Origin of the sequence: Bartonella sp. 1-1C, assembly GCF_002810325.1 — a bacterium.
Taxonomy (GTDB): domain Bacteria; phylum Pseudomonadota; class Alphaproteobacteria; order Rhizobiales; family Rhizobiaceae; genus Bartonella; species Bartonella rochalimae.
Map to the genome: position 1 here is coordinate 351,958 of NZ_CP019489.1, position 20,717 is coordinate 372,674.

Annotated in this window: 11 protein-coding genes and 1 pseudogene; 10 read left to right on the plus strand and 2 right to left on the minus strand. The window is 36.4% G+C overall.

All coding sequences use genetic code 11. The features are described 5' to 3' along the window. Nucleotides 1-192 precede the first annotated feature (192 nt). The 9 genes from B11cv2_RS01430 to B11cv2_RS01470 all read left to right on the plus strand — a co-directional run bounded on the left by B11cv2_RS01430 (nt 193) and on the right by B11cv2_RS01470 (nt 14,647). On the plus strand, nt 193-1,113 hold the full coding sequence (locus B11cv2_RS01430) for a D-alanine--D-alanine ligase (protein ID WP_100693003.1): 921 nt from the start codon (nt 193-195) through the stop codon (nt 1,111-1,113). Next, complete coding sequence (locus tag B11cv2_RS01435) at nt 1,080-2,009, plus strand: cell division protein FtsQ/DivIB (RefSeq protein ID WP_371410317.1); 930 nt, start codon at nt 1,080-1,082, stop codon at nt 2,007-2,009. Before B11cv2_RS01430 ends, B11cv2_RS01435 begins: the two co-directional genes overlap by 34 nt. Continuing rightward, entirely contained in the window at nt 2,006-3,304 is a 1,299-nt protein-coding gene (ftsA, locus tag B11cv2_RS01440) for a cell division protein FtsA (RefSeq protein WP_100693005.1), read from the plus strand. Before B11cv2_RS01435 ends, ftsA begins: the two co-directional genes overlap by 4 nt. A 66-nt stretch (nt 3,305-3,370) precedes the next feature. Beyond that, nucleotides 3,371-5,122: a cell division protein FtsZ gene (ftsZ, locus tag B11cv2_RS01445; protein ID WP_100693006.1), complete on the plus strand. Its 1,752-nt coding sequence runs from the start codon at nt 3,371-3,373 to the stop codon at nt 5,120-5,122. A gap of 205 nt (nt 5,123-5,327) precedes the next feature. Then, nucleotides 5,328-6,194, plus strand: a complete 867-nt coding sequence (gene lpxC / locus B11cv2_RS01450; RefSeq protein ID WP_100693007.1) for a UDP-3-O-acyl-N-acetylglucosamine deacetylase — start codon at nt 5,328-5,330, stop codon at nt 6,192-6,194. Between the two features lie 166 nt (nt 6,195-6,360). Continuing rightward, the gene (locus tag B11cv2_RS01455; protein ID WP_100693008.1) at nt 6,361-7,254 is read left to right on the plus strand and encodes an outer membrane protein assembly factor BamD; all 894 of its coding nucleotides are present in this window, start codon (nt 6,361-6,363) and stop codon (nt 7,252-7,254) included. Nucleotides 7,255-7,260: 6 nt separating this feature from the next. Continuing rightward, nucleotides 7,261-8,925, plus strand: coding sequence for a DNA repair protein RecN (recN, locus tag B11cv2_RS01460; protein WP_100693009.1), 1,665 nt, complete (start codon nt 7,261-7,263; stop codon nt 8,923-8,925). Between the two features lie 106 nt (nt 8,926-9,031). Beyond that, nucleotides 9,032-11,209, plus strand: a complete 2,178-nt coding sequence (gene ligA / locus B11cv2_RS01465) for an NAD-dependent DNA ligase LigA (protein ID WP_100693010.1) — start codon at nt 9,032-9,034, stop codon at nt 11,207-11,209. Nucleotides 11,210-11,722: 513 nt separating this feature from the next. Next, nucleotides 11,723-14,647 carry an autotransporter outer membrane beta-barrel domain-containing protein gene (locus B11cv2_RS01470; protein WP_100693011.1) on the plus strand — a complete coding sequence of 975 codons (2,925 nt, stop codon included), beginning with the start codon at nt 11,723-11,725 and terminating at the stop codon, nt 14,645-14,647. Nucleotides 14,648-14,810: 163 nt separating this feature from the next. Here the strand turns inward: B11cv2_RS01470 and B11cv2_RS01475 are convergent. Next, nucleotides 14,811-15,788: pseudogene (locus B11cv2_RS01475) on the minus strand (M24B family metallopeptidase); the annotation flags it as partial. Nucleotides 15,789-16,025: 237 nt separating this feature from the next. Between B11cv2_RS01475 and B11cv2_RS07420 the strand changes: the two are divergent. Continuing rightward, nucleotides 16,026-17,627, plus strand: a complete 1,602-nt coding sequence (locus B11cv2_RS07420; RefSeq protein WP_199570341.1) for a hypothetical protein — start codon at nt 16,026-16,028, stop codon at nt 17,625-17,627. A 334-nt stretch (nt 17,628-17,961) separates the two neighbouring features. On the opposite strand, the gene B11cv2_RS01485 is transcribed toward B11cv2_RS07420, so the two are convergent. Beyond that, nucleotides 17,962-20,409 carry an ATP-dependent helicase gene (locus tag B11cv2_RS01485; protein ID WP_100693012.1) on the minus strand — a complete coding sequence of 816 codons (2,448 nt, stop codon included), beginning with the start codon at nt 20,407-20,409 and terminating at the stop codon, nt 17,962-17,964. Nucleotides 20,410-20,717 lie beyond the last annotated feature (308 nt).

Below are 20,717 nucleotides of genomic sequence, written 5' to 3' on the forward strand. Positions count from 1 at the left end.
AGAGATAAGAAAAAAAATCTATTAAAAATCAATAAATTAGCAGAGAAGCTCTTGCGTCAGGCTCTTGAGTCTGATTCACTAGGGAGAATGCTAGGCTATTGATTCGCAAAGATAAATCTAGCTCTTTCCTATATATAGTATTTTTTATTTTTATATATTCTGTATTTAGTATATAAAGAAGGATAAATTGTTATGAGAGGTAAGCATATAGCTGTATTGATGGGAGGGCTTTCATCAGAACGTTCTGTAAGTTTATCTTCTGGTTCTGCTTGTGCTGATGTTCTTGAAGCTCATGGTTATTCTGTAACTCGTGTAGATGTTGATAGTCGTATTGCTTCTATTCTTGAGAAATTACAACCACATATAGCTTTTAATGCATTACATGGTTCGTTTGGTGAAGATGGACGTATTCAAGGCATTCTTGAATATTTGAAAATTCCTTATACGCATTCTGGAGTGATGGCGTCAGCATTAGCAATGGATAAAGGGCGGGCAAAAATTATTGCTGCTAGTGCTGGTGTTCCTGTTGCTCCTTCTTATGTAATGGATCGTTGTGCGATTGGATCACAACATCCTTTGGAACCGCCTTATGTAATTAAACCTGTGCATGAAGGATCAAGCGTTGGTGTTATTATTGTGAATGGCGATGAAGCATTTCCACCTCATAATATCGCAAGCTCTGAGCGGATGGATAAAGATGAGGTAATCGTTGAAAAGTATATTCCTGGTCGGGAACTTACTTGCGCTGTTTTGGGTGATGAAGTTTTAGATGTCTGTGAGATTATACCTGATCAACATTTCCAGTTTTATGATTATGATTCAAAATACAAGTCCGGTGGTTCTATTCACATTTGTCCTGCACAACTTTCATTAAATATTTACCAAAAAGTGCAAAGAATGTCTTTAGTAGCACATCAAGCGATAGGTTGTCGAGGTGTTAGTCGTTCTGATTTTCGTTTTAATGAAGAAACGGAAGAGCTAATTTGGCTCGAAATTAATACGCAGCCTGGTATGACATCAACCTCTCTTGTGCCAGATATTGCAAAAGCAAGTGGTCGTACTTATAGCGACATTGTTAAATGGATAGTGGAGGACGCGTCATGTATGCGTTAAATGTTGGCGAAATGGGAATTTTTAAGGCACTATCAGTGCCAATTTTTCCACGTTTTTATCGTTGCTTTCTCCGATTTATATTGCAATTTGTATTTTCTGATATTCATGTGCCGCGTTATTTTGGCTCTTTTGCTGTTTTTTCTTTTTTCTTGCTTTCCTTATTTTATGGCATTGTTTCCAGCGGTCATATGAATAGAATTATAAGGCTTGTGACATTAAATTTTGGTTTTGTGATTACTCATGTTGATATGAGTGGCAATAAAAATGTGACAAAACAATATGTTTTGAAGCTTTTAGGGCTTGATGTTCATCCATCAATTATTAGCTTTGACGTTGATAAAGCACGTTCTACTTTAGAACAACAAATTTGGATTCAATCGGTTGATATTCGGAAAATTTATCCTAACCGGATATGTATTTCAATGGTAGAGCGTGAGCCATACGCAATTTGGCAACATGATGGTGTAATGGATGTGATTGATGATACAGGGCGTATTATTTTACCATTTCAGACCGGTTTAGTTCAGAATTTACCACTTGTTGTTGGTCAGGGAGCGCAAAAAGCAGCGAAGTTATTTATTCAGTCGTTGTTACCATATTCGCAATTCCGTGATCGTATTCGTGCTTATGTGCGTGTGGGTGATCGACGTTGGGATATTTTTTTAGAAAATGGGGTGCGTATTATGTTGCCTGAAGAAGGGGCTATTGAAAGGCTTGTTGCTCTTTTTAAGACAAATACGGCAAAAGATCTTTTTTCTCGGGACGCTTTAAGCATTGATTTACGTCTTTCTGATCGAATAACGATTGCTTTGTCAGATGAAGTGTTAGCACAGCATCGTGCGACAGTAATGGAAGAAGAACGTATTTTAAAGGTATTAAAAGAAAGGAATATATGATGTTTTTGAAATCACATCATCATGGGAGGGGGCGCAAGACGCGTTTTCTAACAGTTCTTGATGTGGGTTCAAGTAAGGTTGTTTGTCTTATTGCTTGTTTACGTCCTTTGAAATATCCGCAACATTTGCACGGTCGTACACATTTTATGGAAGTTTTGGGTTTTGGTGTACAGCGCTCGTGTGGAATTAAATCTGGTGTTGTTATGGATATGCTTGCAGCGGAGCAATCAATACGTTTAGCTGTTGATGCTGCAGAGAAAATGGCTGGTTTAGTGGTAGATTCAGTTATTGTAAATTTTTCCTCAAACCGATTAAAAAGTACTTTTATTAACGGTACAGTACATTTGGGTGGGCGTGAAGTTACTGCGCGTGATATGCGTATGGCCTTGGCAAATGTTTCGCGTAAAGCTTTTGAGGCTGAACGGCATATTATGCATTCTGTTCCGATATCTTATATATTGGATGGAGATAAAGGAATCTCTGATCCTGTTGGAATGATGGGCGAATTGTTTGGGGTGGATGTGCATGTGGTGACAGCAGAAACAGCATCTTTACGTAATTTGGAAGCTTGTATTAATCGCGCTCATTTAAGTGTTGAAGCAATGGTCGCAACACCTTTTGCGAGTAGTCTTGCAGTTTTGATTAATGATGAGGCACGTTTAGGAGCTGCATGTATTGATTTTGGGGCAGGAACAACAACATTTTCAATATTTTCTGAAGGAAAATTTGTTCATGCAGATACACTTTCAATTGGTGGGCACCATATAACTCTTGATGTTGCACGGGGATTATCTATGTCTATTGAAGAAGCAGAGCGTTTAAAAGTTATGTATGGTTCAACACTTTCAGAAACTACTGATGCTCATCATATGATTAATGTCGCTGAAATTGGAAATGAGCGAACTCAATATCCATGTGCAGTTCTTGGTCGTATCATTCGGGCGCGTGTTGAAGAAATATTAGAAATGCTTCGTGATTGTTTGAGTTGTTCTGGGTTTGGTCATATTGTTGGTAAGCGTGTTATTTTAACTGGAGGGGCAAGCCAGTTAATTGGGTTGCCAGAGATGGCGCGTAATATATTAGGAAGAAATGTTCGTATAGGGCGGCCTTTAGGTGTTTCTAGGCTTCCTGCTTCTGCAAAAGGAGCAGCGTTTTCGTCAGCTGTTGGATTGTTAATCTATCCGCAATTAGCGGGTTTCGAAGAAAAAACAATTCATACAACAGTGAGACAATTATCAACTGGCACAGGTGGGTATTTTCAACGTGTCGGTCAGTGGTTGCGTGAGAGTTTTTAGTAGGTCTATTTGGGTATTAATTTTCATCGCTTTGGCTTGCGGTGTTTTATGAGAAGGAAAAAAAACATGACAATTAATCTGCACCGGCCAGATATCGCGGAATTGAAGCCACGTATTACCGTTTTTGGTGTTGGAGGTGGTGGCGGAAATGCCGTAAATAATATGATAAATGCTGGCCTTCAAGGAGTTGACTTTGTTGTTGCTAATACAGATGCACAGGCTTTGGCTATGTCAAAAGCTGAACGTGTTATCCAGCTAGGTGCAGCAGTAACAGAAGGTTTAGGTGCTGGTGCTCTACCAGAAGTTGGCCAAGCTGCTGCAGATGAATGTATCGATGAAATTATCGATCATCTTGCAGATTCTCATATGGTTTTTATTACAGCAGGTATGGGCGGAGGTACAGGAACCGGAGCGGCACCTGTTGTTGCTAATGCGGCACGTGAAAAAGGTATTTTGACTGTTGGTGTTGTGACAAAGCCTTTCCAATTTGAAGGTGCACGTCGGATGAAGACAGCAGAAGCTGGGATAGAAGAATTACAAAAATCGGTTGATACATTAATCGTTATTCCAAATCAAAATCTTTTTCGTATTGCGAACGAAAAAACAACATTTTCTGATGCTTTTGCTATGGCTGATCAAGTTCTTTATTCTGGTGTTGCTTCTATTACAGATTTGATGATTAAAGAAGGATTGATTAACCTTGATTTTGCAGATGTTCGTTCTGTTATGCATGAAATGGGTCGTGCAATGATGGGGACTGGAGAGGCATCTGGTGATGGACGTGCTTTGGCTGCTGCTGAAGCTGCTATTGCAAATCCGTTGTTAGATGACACTTCTATGCGTGGAGCTCGTGGTCTTTTAATTTCTATTACGGGTGGTCGTGATATGACCTTGTTTGAAGTGGATGAGGCGGCTAATCGTATTAGAGAAGAAGTTGATGCTGACGCAAATGTTATTTTTGGTGCTATTGATGATGAGTCACTTCAGGGTGTTATTCGTGTATCGGTGGTTGCTACTGGTATTGATCGTGAGATTAATGATATAATACAACCTTCACATCCTAAATTTCATCGACCCTTAGCTTCAATGCGTAAAAATGATACTGGAGTAACGCAGACTGCTTCTCAGTCATCATCGTCTTTGCGTTCTGAATCAATGGTAGAAGTTATAGAAGCGCTAGAAGTAGAAATGAAACAACCAATTGAAGAGCCGTTTTGTCCAAAAAGTCAATTTTTTGTGCCGACTACAGATACATCATACACTCCACGAACTGTAAACACCGCTCCTTATGGGCAAAATATACATGCAAAGACATCAAGTCCATTACGTATGCAAGTTGGTTGTGTTTCTCAACAACCTATGGCTAGAGCAGTGGGAATGGAAGCAACAGCACACGTTCTTGATGACAAGGTTGGAATTGCAGAACAGAAGAAAAAACAAGTGCAAACACAATCTTGTTCAACGCCGGTGCGTATGCCTGAGTTAAAAGATTTTCCGTCTTCTATTCGGGGGCCAAGTACAAATTTTTCTAATGTCGATCAAGGACCACGTAATCTTTGGCAGCGTTTGAAACAAAGTTTGACGTATCGTGAAGAAATTGAACCAGAAGCTCGGTTAGAGCCTGCTGTCAATTCTTCTTCGCACAAAGATTTTCATATTTCTAGTGCCAATCCTCAGGAGTTTTCTCAAGATACTTCTGTTTATGTGCCTCGTTATTCTACTGAGTTGCAGCAACCTGCATCGCAGGATCAAAACATTTGTATCAGTGAAGAGGACGAGTTGGAAATACCAGCATTTTTGCGTCGCCAAGCAAATTAATGTATAGAAAATTGAAATAAGAGAACTCTATATTTCTATCCATTATATAATGAAAACTTTATTATAGTAAAATTTATAGAGTTTTTATAGAAAATAATAAATCCATTCATTAAATGGGTTTATTATCTATTGTAAAGATAATTTTTGATAGTCTTATGAGGATTGCAAAAAATTATTAAGCATATTAATGAAGTGGTATTATTAATTGGGACAGAAATATCAATCGACTCTTAAAGATACATTAATATTTGAAGGACGTGGTGTTCATAGTGGACATTTATCTGTTATGAAGATTGAGCCAGCTGATATTGAATGTGGTATTATTTTTAAGCGTTATGGCATAGATGGGAAAGAGCAAATATTTCCAGCGCATGCATCGCAAGTTGGAGAAACTGAATTATCAACAGTGCTTGGACATGGAAATATAAGAGTTGAGACAATTGAACATTTGATGGCCGCAATTGCTGCGTATAATTTGGATAATCTCATCATTGATGTGTCAAGTAATGAAGTTCCTATTTTGGATGGTGGCTCATGGGATTATTGTCAAGGTTTTGAAAAGGTAGGTATCGTTCAGCAAACAGCATTGCGGTCTTATTTTGTTATAAAAAAACCAGTGCGTGTTGAAACAGCAAATGGTATGGCTGAGTTTTTGCCGTTTGATGGGTGTCGTTTTGATGTTACAATTTCTTTTCCTACTCCTGTTATTGGCAAACAACATCTTAGTTTTGATCTTACTGCACAAGGATTTAAAAATGATTTGTCTTGTGCGCGCACTTTTGGTTTTGTTAAGGATGTGGAAAAATTATGGACTTCTGGAAAAGGAATAGGTTCTTCTTTAGAAAACTCTCTTATTATTGGTCTTAATGATCAAATTATTAATCCATCTGGCGCTTATTTTGAAAATGAGTTTGTTCGACATAAAATGCTTGATGCTATCGGCGATACTGCCTTACTTGGTGCGCCTTTTATTGGATTATTCCGTTCTTATTGTAGTGGGCATGCTCTTAATTCAAAATTAGTTAAGACTGTTTTACAGGGCGAATCATGTTACGAAAAAAGTAATGTGTAAATAGGGCAAAAATAAAATTTAAAAAATTTACTTGGTTTTTATATAATTTAAAGGCGGATTATAGATTTAGAGTATATAAATTTTGTTAGTTGATTTGAAAATGATATGATACAAAATTTGATGAGTATTTTTCTGTAAAATGATATTTTCTGGAGGCCGAGAGACTATGAAAAAACCTGATAAGTATATTGGGAATATAGAGCATAGAAAATTGACCATTGTACGCAAAGTCTTGATTGGGGTTCTTTTAGGAGGAACTTGTTTTTTAGCAGGTTGTTTAGGTAAAGGAAAAAATATCCTCGATCCATCGATGCATGTTTTAAAAATAGATCCACCAGATGTTTTGTATAATCAAGCACTTGCTAATCTTGATGTGGGGCGCCTTAGTGAAGCAGCAAAAAAGTTTGCTATTATTGAAAAACAATATGCTTATACTGATTGGGGTCGTAAATCATTAATAATGGGTGCTTTTACAAATTATCGGTTAGCTAAGTATGATGATGCAATTGCTATGGCACAGCATTATATTTCTCTTTATCCGCTAGCGGATGATTCTGCCTATGCTTACTATATTATTGGTCTCTCTTCTTTCCGTCGGATTCCTGATGTTACACGTGATCAGCAGGATACGAAGCGTGCTATTGCTGCTATGCAGGTTTTGATAGAACGCTATCCAGAATCAGAGTATGTCAGCGATGCTAAGGCTAAAATACGTTTTGGTCGAGAGCAATTAGCTGGTAAGGAAATGCAGATTGGTCGTTATTATGAAGAAGGTCAGCGATATTTAGCAGCAAGTAGAAGATTTCGTACTGTGATTGAAGAGTATCCAGATACAAATCAGATTGAAGAAGCACTTTTCCGATTGACAGAAGTTAATTTTGCTCTCGGATTAACTATGGAAGCGCAGACGGCAGCAGCGATTTTGGGGCGAAATTATCCAGAAAGTAAATGGTATAAATTTTCTTATGATTTACTGCAAAAAAATAGTATATCGCCTAAAGAGCACAAATCTTCTTGGATTTCTCGTGCTTTGAGTGGCAATAAGAGCAAGGTGAATTAATTTCATATGCTGGTCCAACTTTCGATTCATAATATTGTTTTGATCGAAAGACTTGATATTCATTTTACAGAAGGTTTGTCCGTTTTAACTGGGGAGACTGGAACGGGGAAATCTATTTTACTTGACTCTCTATTGTTGGCTCTTGGCGGACGTGGAGATTCTTCCCTTGTGCGTCATGGTATGACACAGGGGCAAGTAACAGCTGTTTTTAATGTTCCTGTTTCACATCCTGTACGGCGGCTGATATGTGAAAATGGTTTTGATTGTGACGGTGATATCATTCTACGGCGTGTACAATCAAGTGATGGTCGTAGTCGTGGTTTTCTGAATGATCAAGTGATTAGCATTACATTGATGCGTGATATTGGCCGTATGTTGGTCGAAATTCATGGACAACATGATGATCGTGCATTTGTTGATATTAGTACACATCGTCAATTATTAGATGCTTTTGGTGGTCTTGAAAGTGAAGTAGAAAATTTGCGCGAGTGTTATCGCATATGGCATACGTTAAAAGAACGTGTGCAACAACAACGTGTTAAAGTTGAAAGTGCTGCACGTGAAGTTGATTATCTTCGTGCAAGTGTAGAAGAACTTGATAAGTTTGATTTCAAAGTTAATGAAGAAGATGCTTTGTCTCTTCGTCGGGCTGATATGCTTAAATTAGAAAAGATAGCAACAGATATTAGAGAGGCTGATGATCTCTTAGGAGGTTCAAAATCACCAATCCCTGTTCTTGCTAATTTGGTAAGACGTTTGGAGCGGAAAATTCCTGAAGCGCAGGATTTGATTATACCTATAGTGAAGTCTATTGATGATGCATTGCATGCACTCACAACAGCGCAAAATGGTATCGAAGCTGCAATGCAAGCATTGGATTTTGATGTTAACGAGTTAGAACGAATAGAAGAACGTCTTTTTGCACTTCGAGGTTTTTCTCGCAAATATCATGTTTCTGGAGATGAACTTGCTCAGTTGCGCGATAAGATGTGTGCTGAACTTGCTGATTTTGATTCTGCTCAAGCAACACTCGTTCATTTAGAGACTGAAGCTCGAAAAGCGCAAAAAGAGTACGACATATTAGCACAAGCGCTTTCGATAAAGCGTCAAGAAGTAGCGCGTCGTTTATCTTCAAGCGTTATGGATGAGCTACCAGCGTTGAGATTGGAGAAAGCAGAATTTATTGTTGAAATACAGAGTGATGCTGAAAAATATAGTCCAGATGGTATTGATCGTGTTGAATATTGGGTGCGTACAAATCCTAGAACGCGAGCAGGGCCGATATTAAGTGTGGCTTCTGGTGGTGAATTGTCTCGTTTTTTATTAGCATTGAAGGTTGTATTAGCTGATCGTGGATCAGCGCCAACATTAGTCTTTGATGAAATTGATACAGGTGTTGGCGGAGCTGTTGCGGCTGCAATTGGACAACGATTACTGCGTTTATCAAAAAATATTCAAGTTTTTGCTGTTACGCATGCACCGCAGGTAGCATCTAAGGCCCATAATCATTTTCTGATTTCAAAAGTTGAAAGCGGCGATACAGGATGCTTTACGAGTATTAATAAAATAGAAACTCAAGAACGTGCAGAAGAAATTGCACGTATGTTAGCAGGAGAACAAGTTACTGAAGAAGCACGTGCTGCAGCTCAAAAGCTTTTAGCACAGACATAATTAAGAAATAATGAAAATACTAACAAACAGATGTTCATTTAGATTCTTTTTATAATAATCATTGGGATTTGTGTATAATCATCATTCAAGATTTGGAATAGAATTTATGGACAAAAATGTGATTAAAAATTTAACCGCTCTTGAAGCAGCAAGTGAGTTGGAATGGTTGGCAAAAGAAATTGCACGTCATGATGTGCTGTATCATCGTGATGACCAGCCTGAAATTTCTGATGCAGAATATGATGCTCTTTGTCGTCGTAATGAGGAAATTGAAGCCCTCTTTCCTGAATTAATTCGTGCGGACTCTCCTTCATCTAAAATTGGTGCACCGATTTCTGAAAAATTTGAAAAATCTATTCATGCACAGCCAATGCTGTCTTTGGATAATGCATTTAATTTTGAAGATGTTAGTGAATTTATTGAACGTATTCGTCGTTTTTTACGATTGCCAGAAACACAAATAATAGAAATGACAGCCGAACCAAAAATTGATGGTTTATCTTTATCTTTACGCTATGAGGCGGGAAAACTTGTACGTGCTATAACGCGTGGAAATGGATCCATAGGTGAAAATGTCACTACAAATGCGCGAACAATTGCTGATATTCCACAGATTTTACAGGCTAATTTTCCTGATATTATTGAGGTTCGTGGTGAAGTTTATATGGGACAGAAAGATTTTCAGTTACTCAATATTAACCAACAGAAAGAAGGGAAGTTAGTTTTCGCAAATCCTAGAAATGCAGCAGCTGGTTCCTTACGTCAACTTGATTCACGGATAACCGCTAGCAGAAATCTTAAATTTTTTGCTTATGCTTGGGGTGAAGTAAGTGAAATGCCTGCTGAAAGCCAAATAGGAATGATGAAAAAGCTTAAAGAATATGGCTTTATTATTAACCCATTGACAAAGGTTTTTGAAAAAGTAGAAGATCTTATTTCATATTATCATTCTATCGAAGAATGCCGTCAATCACTAGATTATGATATTGATGGGATTGTTTATAAAGTTAATGATTTAATGCTCCAAACGCGTTTAGGGTTTGTTGCTCGTTCACCACGTTGGGCGATTGCACATAAATTTCCAGCAGAAAAAGCTATAGCATTTTTAGAAGATATTGATATTCAGGTAGGCCGAACTGGGGCATTAACCCCTGTTGCTCGTCTTACACCTATTACTGTAGGTGGGGTTGTCGTTACTAATGCAAGTTTGCACAATGAAGATTATATTAAAGGAATCGGTCATAAGGGTGAGCCAATTCGTGAAGGACGTGATATCCGTGTGGGTGATACTGTGATTATACAACGTGCTGGCGATGTGATTCCCCAAATTGTCGATGTCCTTGTTGAAAAGCGTCCAAAAGATACTCCTGCTTTTATTTTTCCTCACGTATGTCCTGTTTGTGGGAGTCATGCTGTTCGTGAAGAAGGTGAAACGGTTCGCCGATGTACAGGTGGACTTATTTGCTCCGCGCAAGCAATTGAGCGAATTTGTCATTTTGTTTCGCGTAATGCCTTTGATATTGAAGGATTTGGTAGAAAACAAGTGGAATTTTTTTTTCATGCTCAAGATAAAATGCTTTGTATTCGTTCGCCAGTCGACATTTTCACTTTACAACGACGTCAAGAAAACTCTTTGAAACGTTTGGAAAATATGGAAGGGTTTGGAGTTGTTTCAGTTCGTAAGCTTTATAATGCCATTAATGCTCGTCGTGAAATTTCTTTAAGTCGTTTTTTGTTTGCATTAGGCATTCGTCATATTGGTGAGGTTAAGGCGCAACGTCTTGCTCGTGCTTACCAAAATTACACTGCTTTTGAAACTGCAGCGATGTCGGCCATTATGCCACCTGATAAAAACAATGAAGGTAATGAGATTTGGGTGGAATTAACCAATATTGAGGGAATTGGATTTCGTGTTGGTAAAGCGATTATTGATTTTTATCAGGAGGTGCATAACCGTGATATTTTATCGGCCTTACTTAAAGAAGTAACTCCTCTTCATGAAGCGCCTGTTACAATAGATTATTCGCCAATAGTAGGGAAAATTATCACCTTTACAGGAACTTTAGAGCATATGTCAAGAGACGAAGCAAAGTCCTTGGCAGAACGGTTAGGTGCTAAGACATCGAATTCTATTTCTAAAAAGACTGATCTTCTTGTTGCAGGTTTCGGAGCAGGATCGAAACTAACTAAAGCACAGCAATTAGGTATTGAGGTTTTGGATGAAAAAAACTGGCTCAAGTTGATTGACGGGCATTATATTGAGAATTTTCATCTCAAACAATGATTCACATAATGTTATTATCATTTCTTATAATAAATTATAGAAAACAAGTTAGTAAATTTTCTATTATTTACTTTATAATTATATTTTTGATGTATGTTTTATGCTATAAAAGACTGATTTTATATCGAAATTTATAATAAAATACAAAATATAAGTTTTTTACAGATCTGTAGAAGAAAAAATTATAAAAATTCTATTGGTATTGCAAATACACTGTTTCTAACAGAAATTATAGTGTGATGTTTTTTACTTAACTTGGTGTCGTTTTTTTAAATTGATATGTGCTGTTTTCAATGTGTTTAATTCAGCTCCATAAATTTATCAAGAAATGCTTTTTTGTATTCAGTGTAAAGCTTAACTTTATTTATTGAATAGTTTTCATTTAGTAAAAGTTAATAGAGAAATCCAATACATAAAACATTATTTATATGATAATGACTTGAAATGTGTTTATTTATTTAGTATTAAATGCACAGTGTATTTAATTTTTATTGAAATATTATTGGTATTGCTATGAGTGATATATTTTCCAATTTTTTATCCCAGCTTTTTGTATTAGTTAATACTTTTTTAGGTGATCCTTCTTCTGTTGATTCGTCTGTTTCTGTTAATAAGTGTCAGAGCGCTCGAGTTGGCAGTAATGGTGAAAGTAATAGTTCAAACAATACTAATATAACATGGGATAATAAAAAATTTATAGTGAAAGTGTGTAAAGATGAACTTGGAAAATCTAATCAACAGGAAGATAGTGAAACTATCACAATTCACATGATAACTGATGAAACATATCATCTGTCTGAACAGACTAGTGAGGAAGAGAAACAAGAAAAAAGCACTTCTGAATACAAAGGGGCAATTGGTATATATACGACTAGTAACGTTAATGCAAATCACGTGAACATTCTAGGTCCCCAAAACAGTAATAGAAATCAAAGAAATAGTCAAAATGGAAATAACGAAAGTGATGAAGATATTTATATTGGTATACTAACCGAAAACAACGGATTCGTTGTCGCTGATAGATTGGTCTTAAAAGACCTAACAACAGGTATTCTTGTTTCAAAAAATAGTTCAGTAAGTGCGGACAATACATTGATAAGTAATAATAAGATTGCTGTTAAAGCTGATGGTTCAAATGCTATAGTTGAGCTAGTGGATACAGAGATTACAGTGCCTAAAGAGGGCAAAGGTCTTTCCACTACTAAAAATGGCATTATTAAAATGCGGGGTGTAAATAAATTGAATGCAGGTATTAGTTTTAACCAAGGTTACGCAGTTTATATGGATACAGGAAAGGTTTCTTTAGAGAAAGTTAACATTATTGGTAAAGGTATCGAAGAATATAATCCTAGTGAGGTTAATGGTAAATTTTTCGATTATATGTCAAGAGCTGCTGTTTATATGTCTCCACAGAGTACTTTTGAGATGAAAGAAGGAAAGATTCATCTTGAAAATGCGAATGGATTTGTATTTGCCTTTAAGAAGAATACAGGCAGTACTCATGTGGAAGAACCTGCATTTATAGATAGTGAAAGTAGTGAAAATATAGATAAGGTAAATATAAAGCTTGAAAATGTAGATGTTAAAATAGATGGTGAGCGGTATTTTGGTATGTATGCTGTATTTGACACAGGTAGTGAAGACTCAAGCAAGTCTACTAGTAAGCCTGTAACGATTACTTTGAAAAAAACAAATTTTATTGTTCCTAACAGTACCGCTATTTATAATTATGATGTTGATGAGGAGCAGACCTTTAATTTATTAGATACGAAATTATCCGGTGGTGTTTTGTTCAGAGTTGCTAGTGGTGTTACAAACATTAAAGCTAATAACTCTCAGCTCGAAGGTGCTTCAATATTGGATTCAGAAGAAGCTATAGTACATTTGAAGTTGGAGAATAATTCGACATGGACTTTAAAAAAAGTGAATGACAGAATCAGTCAAATCCATGCAATAATTGAAAGTGATAGAAATTTTTCTGCTGTTTCTACTGTGACACTTAAAAATAGTAAAATTATTTTTGAAAAGCCAAGCGATAATGTTTATCAAACACTCTCTATTGGCACGGGGGATAGTCTTGTTTATACAGCAGAGGGGAATGCGGAGCTTTATCTTAATAGTTATTTAGATCAAAGTAACTCGGATACGGATCGACTTTTAATCGATGGTGATGTATCTGGTGTTACTGTAGTTTCTGTTTCTGCAACTGCAGGAGATCTAGGAGATAAAACGGGCACAGGAAATACTCAGGGTGTTTCGCTTATTCAAGTTTCTGGTACAGCGCAAGAAAATTCCTTCAAACTGAAGGGTGATTATATCACAGCAGATAATTTACCTTATCAGTATGTTCTTTCTGCGTATGGTCCAAGTTCTGAACTAGGGCAAGCGGATCTAGGACAAAAGTTGGTTGGGCAGAACGGGGAAAAAGGTAAGCAATCTGGTAATGATTTTTGGGATTATCGGCTGCAAATAGTACCAACAGTTGTGCCACAACTTCCAAGTTATTTGCTTTTACCTCATGCTTTATTTCATACAGGTTTGGTCGATGTAAGTAATCAACGTGAACTGTTGGAAATCATGCAAAGTGCTTCTCATGAAGCGGATAAAAAGAGAAAGACAAACTTTTTTATCCGTGGTTATGGTAGCAACCACCGTTATACTTCCAATTTGTCCGTTTTTGAATATGGTTATGGAGCTGATCTTGACTATAACAATGCGACAGCAGGAATTGTATTAAATACATTAGAGAGCAAACATAGTGCTTCGTCCTTTGGATTTATGGGCGGTTATGGTCAGCTCTCTCTTCATCCTCGTGCAGTTAAACACAGTCAAAAGAGTGTTTTTGATAAATGGTCTGGCAAGCTTTATGCGAATTTGGATCATGATACAGGCTTTTATGCAAATGGCTTTATCTCGTATGATTTTTTTAAGGGCGATGTTGTCACTCTTTCTCGGGGAAAAACAGCAGAACTAAAAGGGAGACTTTTGAATGCGTCTTTGACGGGCGGTCAGTCTATTATCACAGGCTATCATGATTTTATTCTTGAGCCACAGCTTCAAGTTATTTATCAGTCTCTGCTGTTTGATCAAGCGCGTGATATAGATCGGTTTGATATTGATTTAGGAAGCCATGATCAATTGGTAGGGCGGATAGGTGGTCGTTTAATAAAAGCTTTTGCCTCTTCTGAAAATGCAGATGTTGTTTCCTTTTATACCAAACTTCATGTTGCGCATAGTTATGAAAAGAAGCGGATAGTGCATTTTAAAGATGCGTTTCAGTTAGGTGCATTTGGTTCTACAGTTGAAACAGGTACAGGTGTTCATGCCCAATTGTCTAATAGGATAGCACTTCACGGTGACTTGTTATACCAACATAAATTAACCAAAGCTGGCTTTTCTGGAATTAGTGTTTCTGGTGGCTTACGTTATCAATTCTAAATCAAGGATTGGTTTTGTATTTATCAGTTTTGCTAAAGCCCTAGAAAAATTGACTGATAGGGCTTTATCTCTAATTTCCAGAAATTAGAATATTCTATTTTTAAAATGAAAATTAGCTTTTTTAAAGCTTCCTTTAGATATTAATGTAAGGGTGTATTTGTTTTCAAAGAGGCATTGTAGCTTTCTTAAGCCATTTTTTATCTTCTTTATCAAGATATGGCGCATTAACTTGATAAACACGGGCGTGATAATCGTTAAGCCACTGTTTCTCTTGTTTTGTTAAAAGCTTTATCAGAATTAATTGTCGATCAATCGGACAATTTGTAAGTGTTTCAAATGATAGCATATCTATATCGCCATTAGTAATTTTTTGTGCTGGTTTGACAATCATCAAATTTTCAATACGAATACCAAAAGCTTCTTCACGGTAATATCCAGGCTCGTTAGAGATGATCATACCTGGAATAAGTTCTTGGCTTCCATAGCGTGAAAGATTTTGTGGTCCTTCGTGAACAGAAAGATAGGAACCAACTCCATGGCCAGTGCCATGTGCATAATCAAAACCAGCTTTCCATAAAGCATTGCGTGCTAAAACATCAATATCTTGTCCGCGCGTGCCTTTTGGAAATTTTGCACTTGAAAGAGCAATCATACCTTTGAGGACAAGGGTAAAACAGCGTTTCTCTTCTTCTCCAATATTTCCAATTGCTACTGTACGGGTAACATCTGTTGTGCCATCTCGGTATTGTCCACCTGAATCAACAAGATAAAGCTCACCTGCATTTAGTAATCTATTTGTCTTAGTGGTTACACGATAATGAATAATTGCAGCATTTTTACCGGCTGCTGAAATCGTATCAAAGGAAAGATCTTCGAGTTTCATTCCCATTTCTTGTGCTGTTATAATACGGAAGTTTTCTAATTTTTTAGCAGCGGAAATTTCATCAATTGTACCTAGTATTTGTCTATCTAGCCAAGACAAAAAACGAGTAAGTGCTATACCGTCACATAAATGTGCTCTGCGTGAACCATTGAGCTCTGTAGTATTTTTAATCGCACGTGGTAAGACAACAGGATCTGTTAGTCTAATGAAAGATCCTCCTGTTTCTTCAATAACTGTACGTAACTTTTCGCACGTTAAAGTAGCCAAAGAAAATTACTGCAGATTTTTTGACAATTTTACCATTAGAAGCAGTGAGCGAAAATTCTCACCTAAAGGCTTATTTCTACATGCGTCATAGGTAAAAACACTAGCGAGAAATATAAATGTTTGTGCTGCGTAAAGAACATTTTGACACTTTGAGAAAAAAATTATAGAAAAGCAGGATGTATAAGAATACAATTTTTAGTTTAGAGATTAAATTAAGAGAGTTTTTTGATGTCTAAAAAGTATGAATCTGTAGATGGAAGCACAATAGTTGATGATAAAAAGTTGAATCATACTAAAGCTGTTAAGCGCTCTAAACGTATCGTTTCAAATGATTTGATTGGAAAAACCGAGGATTTGTCAGATGAAGAAAATCTTCAGGTTGCTACTGCTTACCCTGAAGTATCTGAAGAAAATCAGATTAAATCTTACGATAAACTCAAGAAGTATGAACTTACAGACGAGGAGATATCAGACGGTTTGTTACGACTTTATCGCATTAAAGCCCTTAGGGATTTTGGAGATATAAAGACAGGTGATCTGGGGGGATTTATTGAAGATGAATGCAATCTATCTCATGAAGGCAATTGTTGGGTTGGTAAATTTGCTCAAGTTTACAACAAAGCTTGTGTTTCTGGTAATGCTAAGATTTATGGTAGTTCCACAGTTTATAATGACGCTACGGTTTCTGGTGATGCCATAATTTCTGGTGATGCCCAAGTTTATAATAATACCCAGGTTTATGGTAAGGCCCAAGTTTATGGTAATGCCCAAGTTTATGGTAATGCTAAGGTTTATGGTAATGCCAAGGTTTCTGGTAATGCCAAGGTTTCTGGTGAATCTAAGGTTTATAGTAATGCCAAGGTTTTTAATAATGCCAGGGTTTCTGGTGCAGTGAAGGTTTATAGTAATGCCAAGGTTTATGATGATGCCATAACTTATGGCAAAACTGAGATTTATGGTAATGCTCAGATTTATGGTAATGCTCTCATTGAAGATTGTGCAGTTTTTGGTGATGCTAGGATTTTTGATCACGCAATGATTTATGATAATGCAATGATTTGTGATAATGCAATGGTTTATGGGAATGCTGATATTCGTGGTTCTAAGATTTGGCATAATGCCAAAGTTTATGGCGGAGCTATGATTTCACATCATGCTAAGATTTTCGAAAATGCTAAGATTCATGGTAATACCTTAGTTGTTGATAATGTTAAAGTTTCTGGCAATGCTGAGATTTATGGTAATGCTCGTCTTTGTGATAATGTTGCAATTTGGGGGAATGCCGTAATTTGCGATACAGCTATAGTTAAAGATAATGCTAAGGTTTATGATAGTGCTAAAGTTTATGGAAACGCTAGTATTTGTAAGGATACGCAAGTTTATGGAAATGCTGAGGTTTATGATGATACTTTGATTATAGGTGATATTGAGATTTTTGGTAACGCTAAGATTTTTGGTAATGCTCGGATTTATCATTGTGCTCAGATTTTTGGTAATGCTAAAGTTTTTGAAGCTGCTAGGGTTTATGGTGCTGCTAAAATTTTTGAAGACGCTAAGATTTTTGGTCGTTCGATAGTTAGTGGTAATGCATATGTTTATGGTAAAGCTCAGATTATGGATAATTCTGTGATTTACGAAAATGCCAAAATTTATGATAATGCCAAAGTTGGTGATAAAATACGAGTTCGCGGGAATGTTGAAATGTGTGGTGATGTTGAGATTTTTGGTGACATAGAAATTTGTAACAATGATCAAATTAACAAAAAGAAAATTTGTAACGATATTAAAATGTGTAAACCTAAATCTAGATTGCGTTCTCTAAGCTTGTGATAATATTAAAGCTGCTAAAAATGCTATAGTTTACAATAGAGTTGTAATTTAGGATGTTATTTGTTGTACAAATAGGAAGTTGCAGTTTTATAAGATAGCGTGAAATTTTACGGTTTTTTATGCCAAAAATCAGTGTAAAGTTAAGTTGAAAATTTTTTTTAAAATAGAACAGAGATTATTTCTTTAAACAATAAGCAAAGGGTGCATGGTATTGTTCTTTTCTGATCAACAAAATAAAGGACTGTCTTTGTAAATCATTGATTTATAACTAAAATAAGATTAAGTAATTGAAATTTAAACTTCTATTTGGAAAGGTAACTTATATTATATTGCACTAAGCTTTTATTACAAAATTATCAAGAACACGTTTTTCCCCGGTTTTATCAAAGAAGATAGTTAACTTATTGCCGTCTATTGCTTTAATTTGACCATAACCAAATTTTATATGAAAAATCCGATCATTTATAGAGAACGCTGAGGATTTATTAGAGACTGATTTTGCAATAATAGTTCCTTCAATGTTTTTTTGTTGGCGGAGACGGGTAATTCCAAAGTTTAAATCGATATCACCATAGCAAATTTTTTCAACATGAGCAGTCGATTGTTTTCTCCAATTATTATGGGTTGTTTCTGTTTGATTTTTTTGAGCATGTTGCCAGCTTGGTGTTGAATAACTATTATGAAAAGGATTTTTCTTTTTAAAGTGTGTTTGGTTATAACTACCATAAGATGTTTCAATTTCTGTTATTTTTATATGCTCTTCTGGTAGTTCACTGAGGAAACGAGAAGGGATTGTAGATTGCCAAAGTCCATGAATTCTTCGATTGGATACACACCATATGTGTAAGTGTTTTTTTGCTCTTGTTATTCCTACATAAGCAAGACGCCGTTCTTCTTCTAATCCTGAATGACCACCTTCATCTAATGAGCGTTGATGCGGAAAAAGACCTTCTTCCCAACCAGGAAGAAAAACAGTTTCAAATTCAAGACCTTTAGCAGAATGAAGAGTCATGATATTAACTGCATTCATATTTTCATTGCTTTCAGAATCCATTACTAGTGAAACATGCTCTAAAAAATTACGAAGATTTTCAAATTGTTCCATAGAACGGATCATTTCTTTAAGATTTTCTAGTCGTGTTGGTGCTTCTGGTGAACGATCTTCTTGCCACATTGCTGTATAGCCTGAATCATCAAGAATTGTTTCGGCAAGCTCTGTATGTGGTGTGCGTTGTAACATGCTTTGCCAGCGGTAAAAGTTTTCTACAACATCTCGCAAAGCATTGCGTATTTTAGGCTTTAGCTCATCAGTTGTAATTATTTCAGCTGCGGCAACAAAGAGGGGAATAGAGCGCGCACGTGCGCTATTATAAAGATGACGAAGTGTTGCATTTCCTAGGCCGCGTTTAGGTATATTGATAATACGCTCAAAAGCTAGATCATCAGCTGGTTGAACAACAACACGTAAGTAAGCCAAGGCATCACGTATTTCCATTCGTTCATAAAAGCGTGGACCACCGATAACGCGATAATTGAGACCAAGTGTGACAAAGCGATCTTCAAATTCACGCATTTGGAATGATGCTCGCACCAATATAGCTATATGATTTAAGGAATGGCCAGCCCGTTGTGCTTGTTCAATTTCTTCTCCAATAGCACGAGCTTCTTCTACTGAATCCCATGCAGCATGAATTTTTACTTTTTCATCGTCGCTATTTATCTGATCAGAAAAAAGCGTTTTTCCAAGTCTATCTTGATTATGAGAAATAAGATGAGAAGCAGTTTTTAAAATATGTGATGTAGAGCGATAATTGCGTTCTAAACGGATAATTTTTGCAGGAGAGAAGTCTTGTTCAAAGCGCAATATATTATCGACTTTTGCACCACGCCACCCGTAGATAGACTGATCATCATCTCCTACACAACAAAGGTTAATCTGTTTTTCATGGCGTTGAGCCAAAAGGCGGAGCCAGAGATATTGTGCTGTATTTGTATCTTGATATTCATCTACAAGAATATAGCGAAATTTATTATGATATTCGCGAAGAATATCTGGGTTATTTTGAAAGATGGAAATAGAGTGCAGCAAAAGATCGCCAAAATCACAGGCATTAAGATTTTTAAGTCGATCCTGATAATTACGATAAAGTTTTCGTCCTATTCCATTTCCAAAAGAATAAGCATCGCCCTCTGAAATAGAATTAGGCAAAAGTCCTTGATTTTTCCAAGAATCAATCATCATTGCTAGATTACGTGCTGGCCAACGTTTATCATCCAGTGCTTCAGCTTGAATGAGTTGCTTTAAAAGACGAATAACATCGTCACGATCAAGAATGGTAAAATTGCTTTTTAAGCCAATAAGTTCTGCATGACGACGTAGAATCTTTGCTCCAGTCGAATGAAATGTTCCAAGCCAAGGCATATTTTCGACAGTTTCACCAACAAGCTCACCGATACGTATTTTCATTTCATGTGCAGCTTTATTGGTAAAAGTAACAGCTAATATTTGTTTAGGGTGTGCAAGTCCAAGATGCAAAATATGAGAAATACGAGTAGTAAGAACACGGGTTTTTCCAGTACCTGCACCCGCAAGAACTAAAACGGGTCCTTCTGTATTGATGACAGCTTGTTTTTGTTCTGGATTCAGCTTTTCTAAATAGTTAGGCTTATGTTGTGTGTTTTTTCTTTCTGATATATGCGTCATTAACCTAGAATTATTTTCAGGCTTATGAGGAGATACGTCATTTTTAAGAGACGTTATATGATCGGAAAAGTCATTCATTATAACTTTATCTAGTGTTTTTTTGATTTGAACGCCAGATAAAAATTATTTTCTTAAAAAACACGACACATTTAGTTAAATAAAAATATAGAGATTACAGGAGGAGATAAAGACATAGCGCTATGATAAGAGGCCACCAAATATATATATACGAAATGAAGTTACAAGCTTATTTTTCAATTATAATGGATGCATAAAAAGTCACAACATAAAGAAAAATAAGGCTTTGTCTTAGTGTAAGGTTACATTGAAATTATAGAAAAATCATATTTTGCGAGGAAATCAAAAAAGATTTCTTGGAGAAAAAA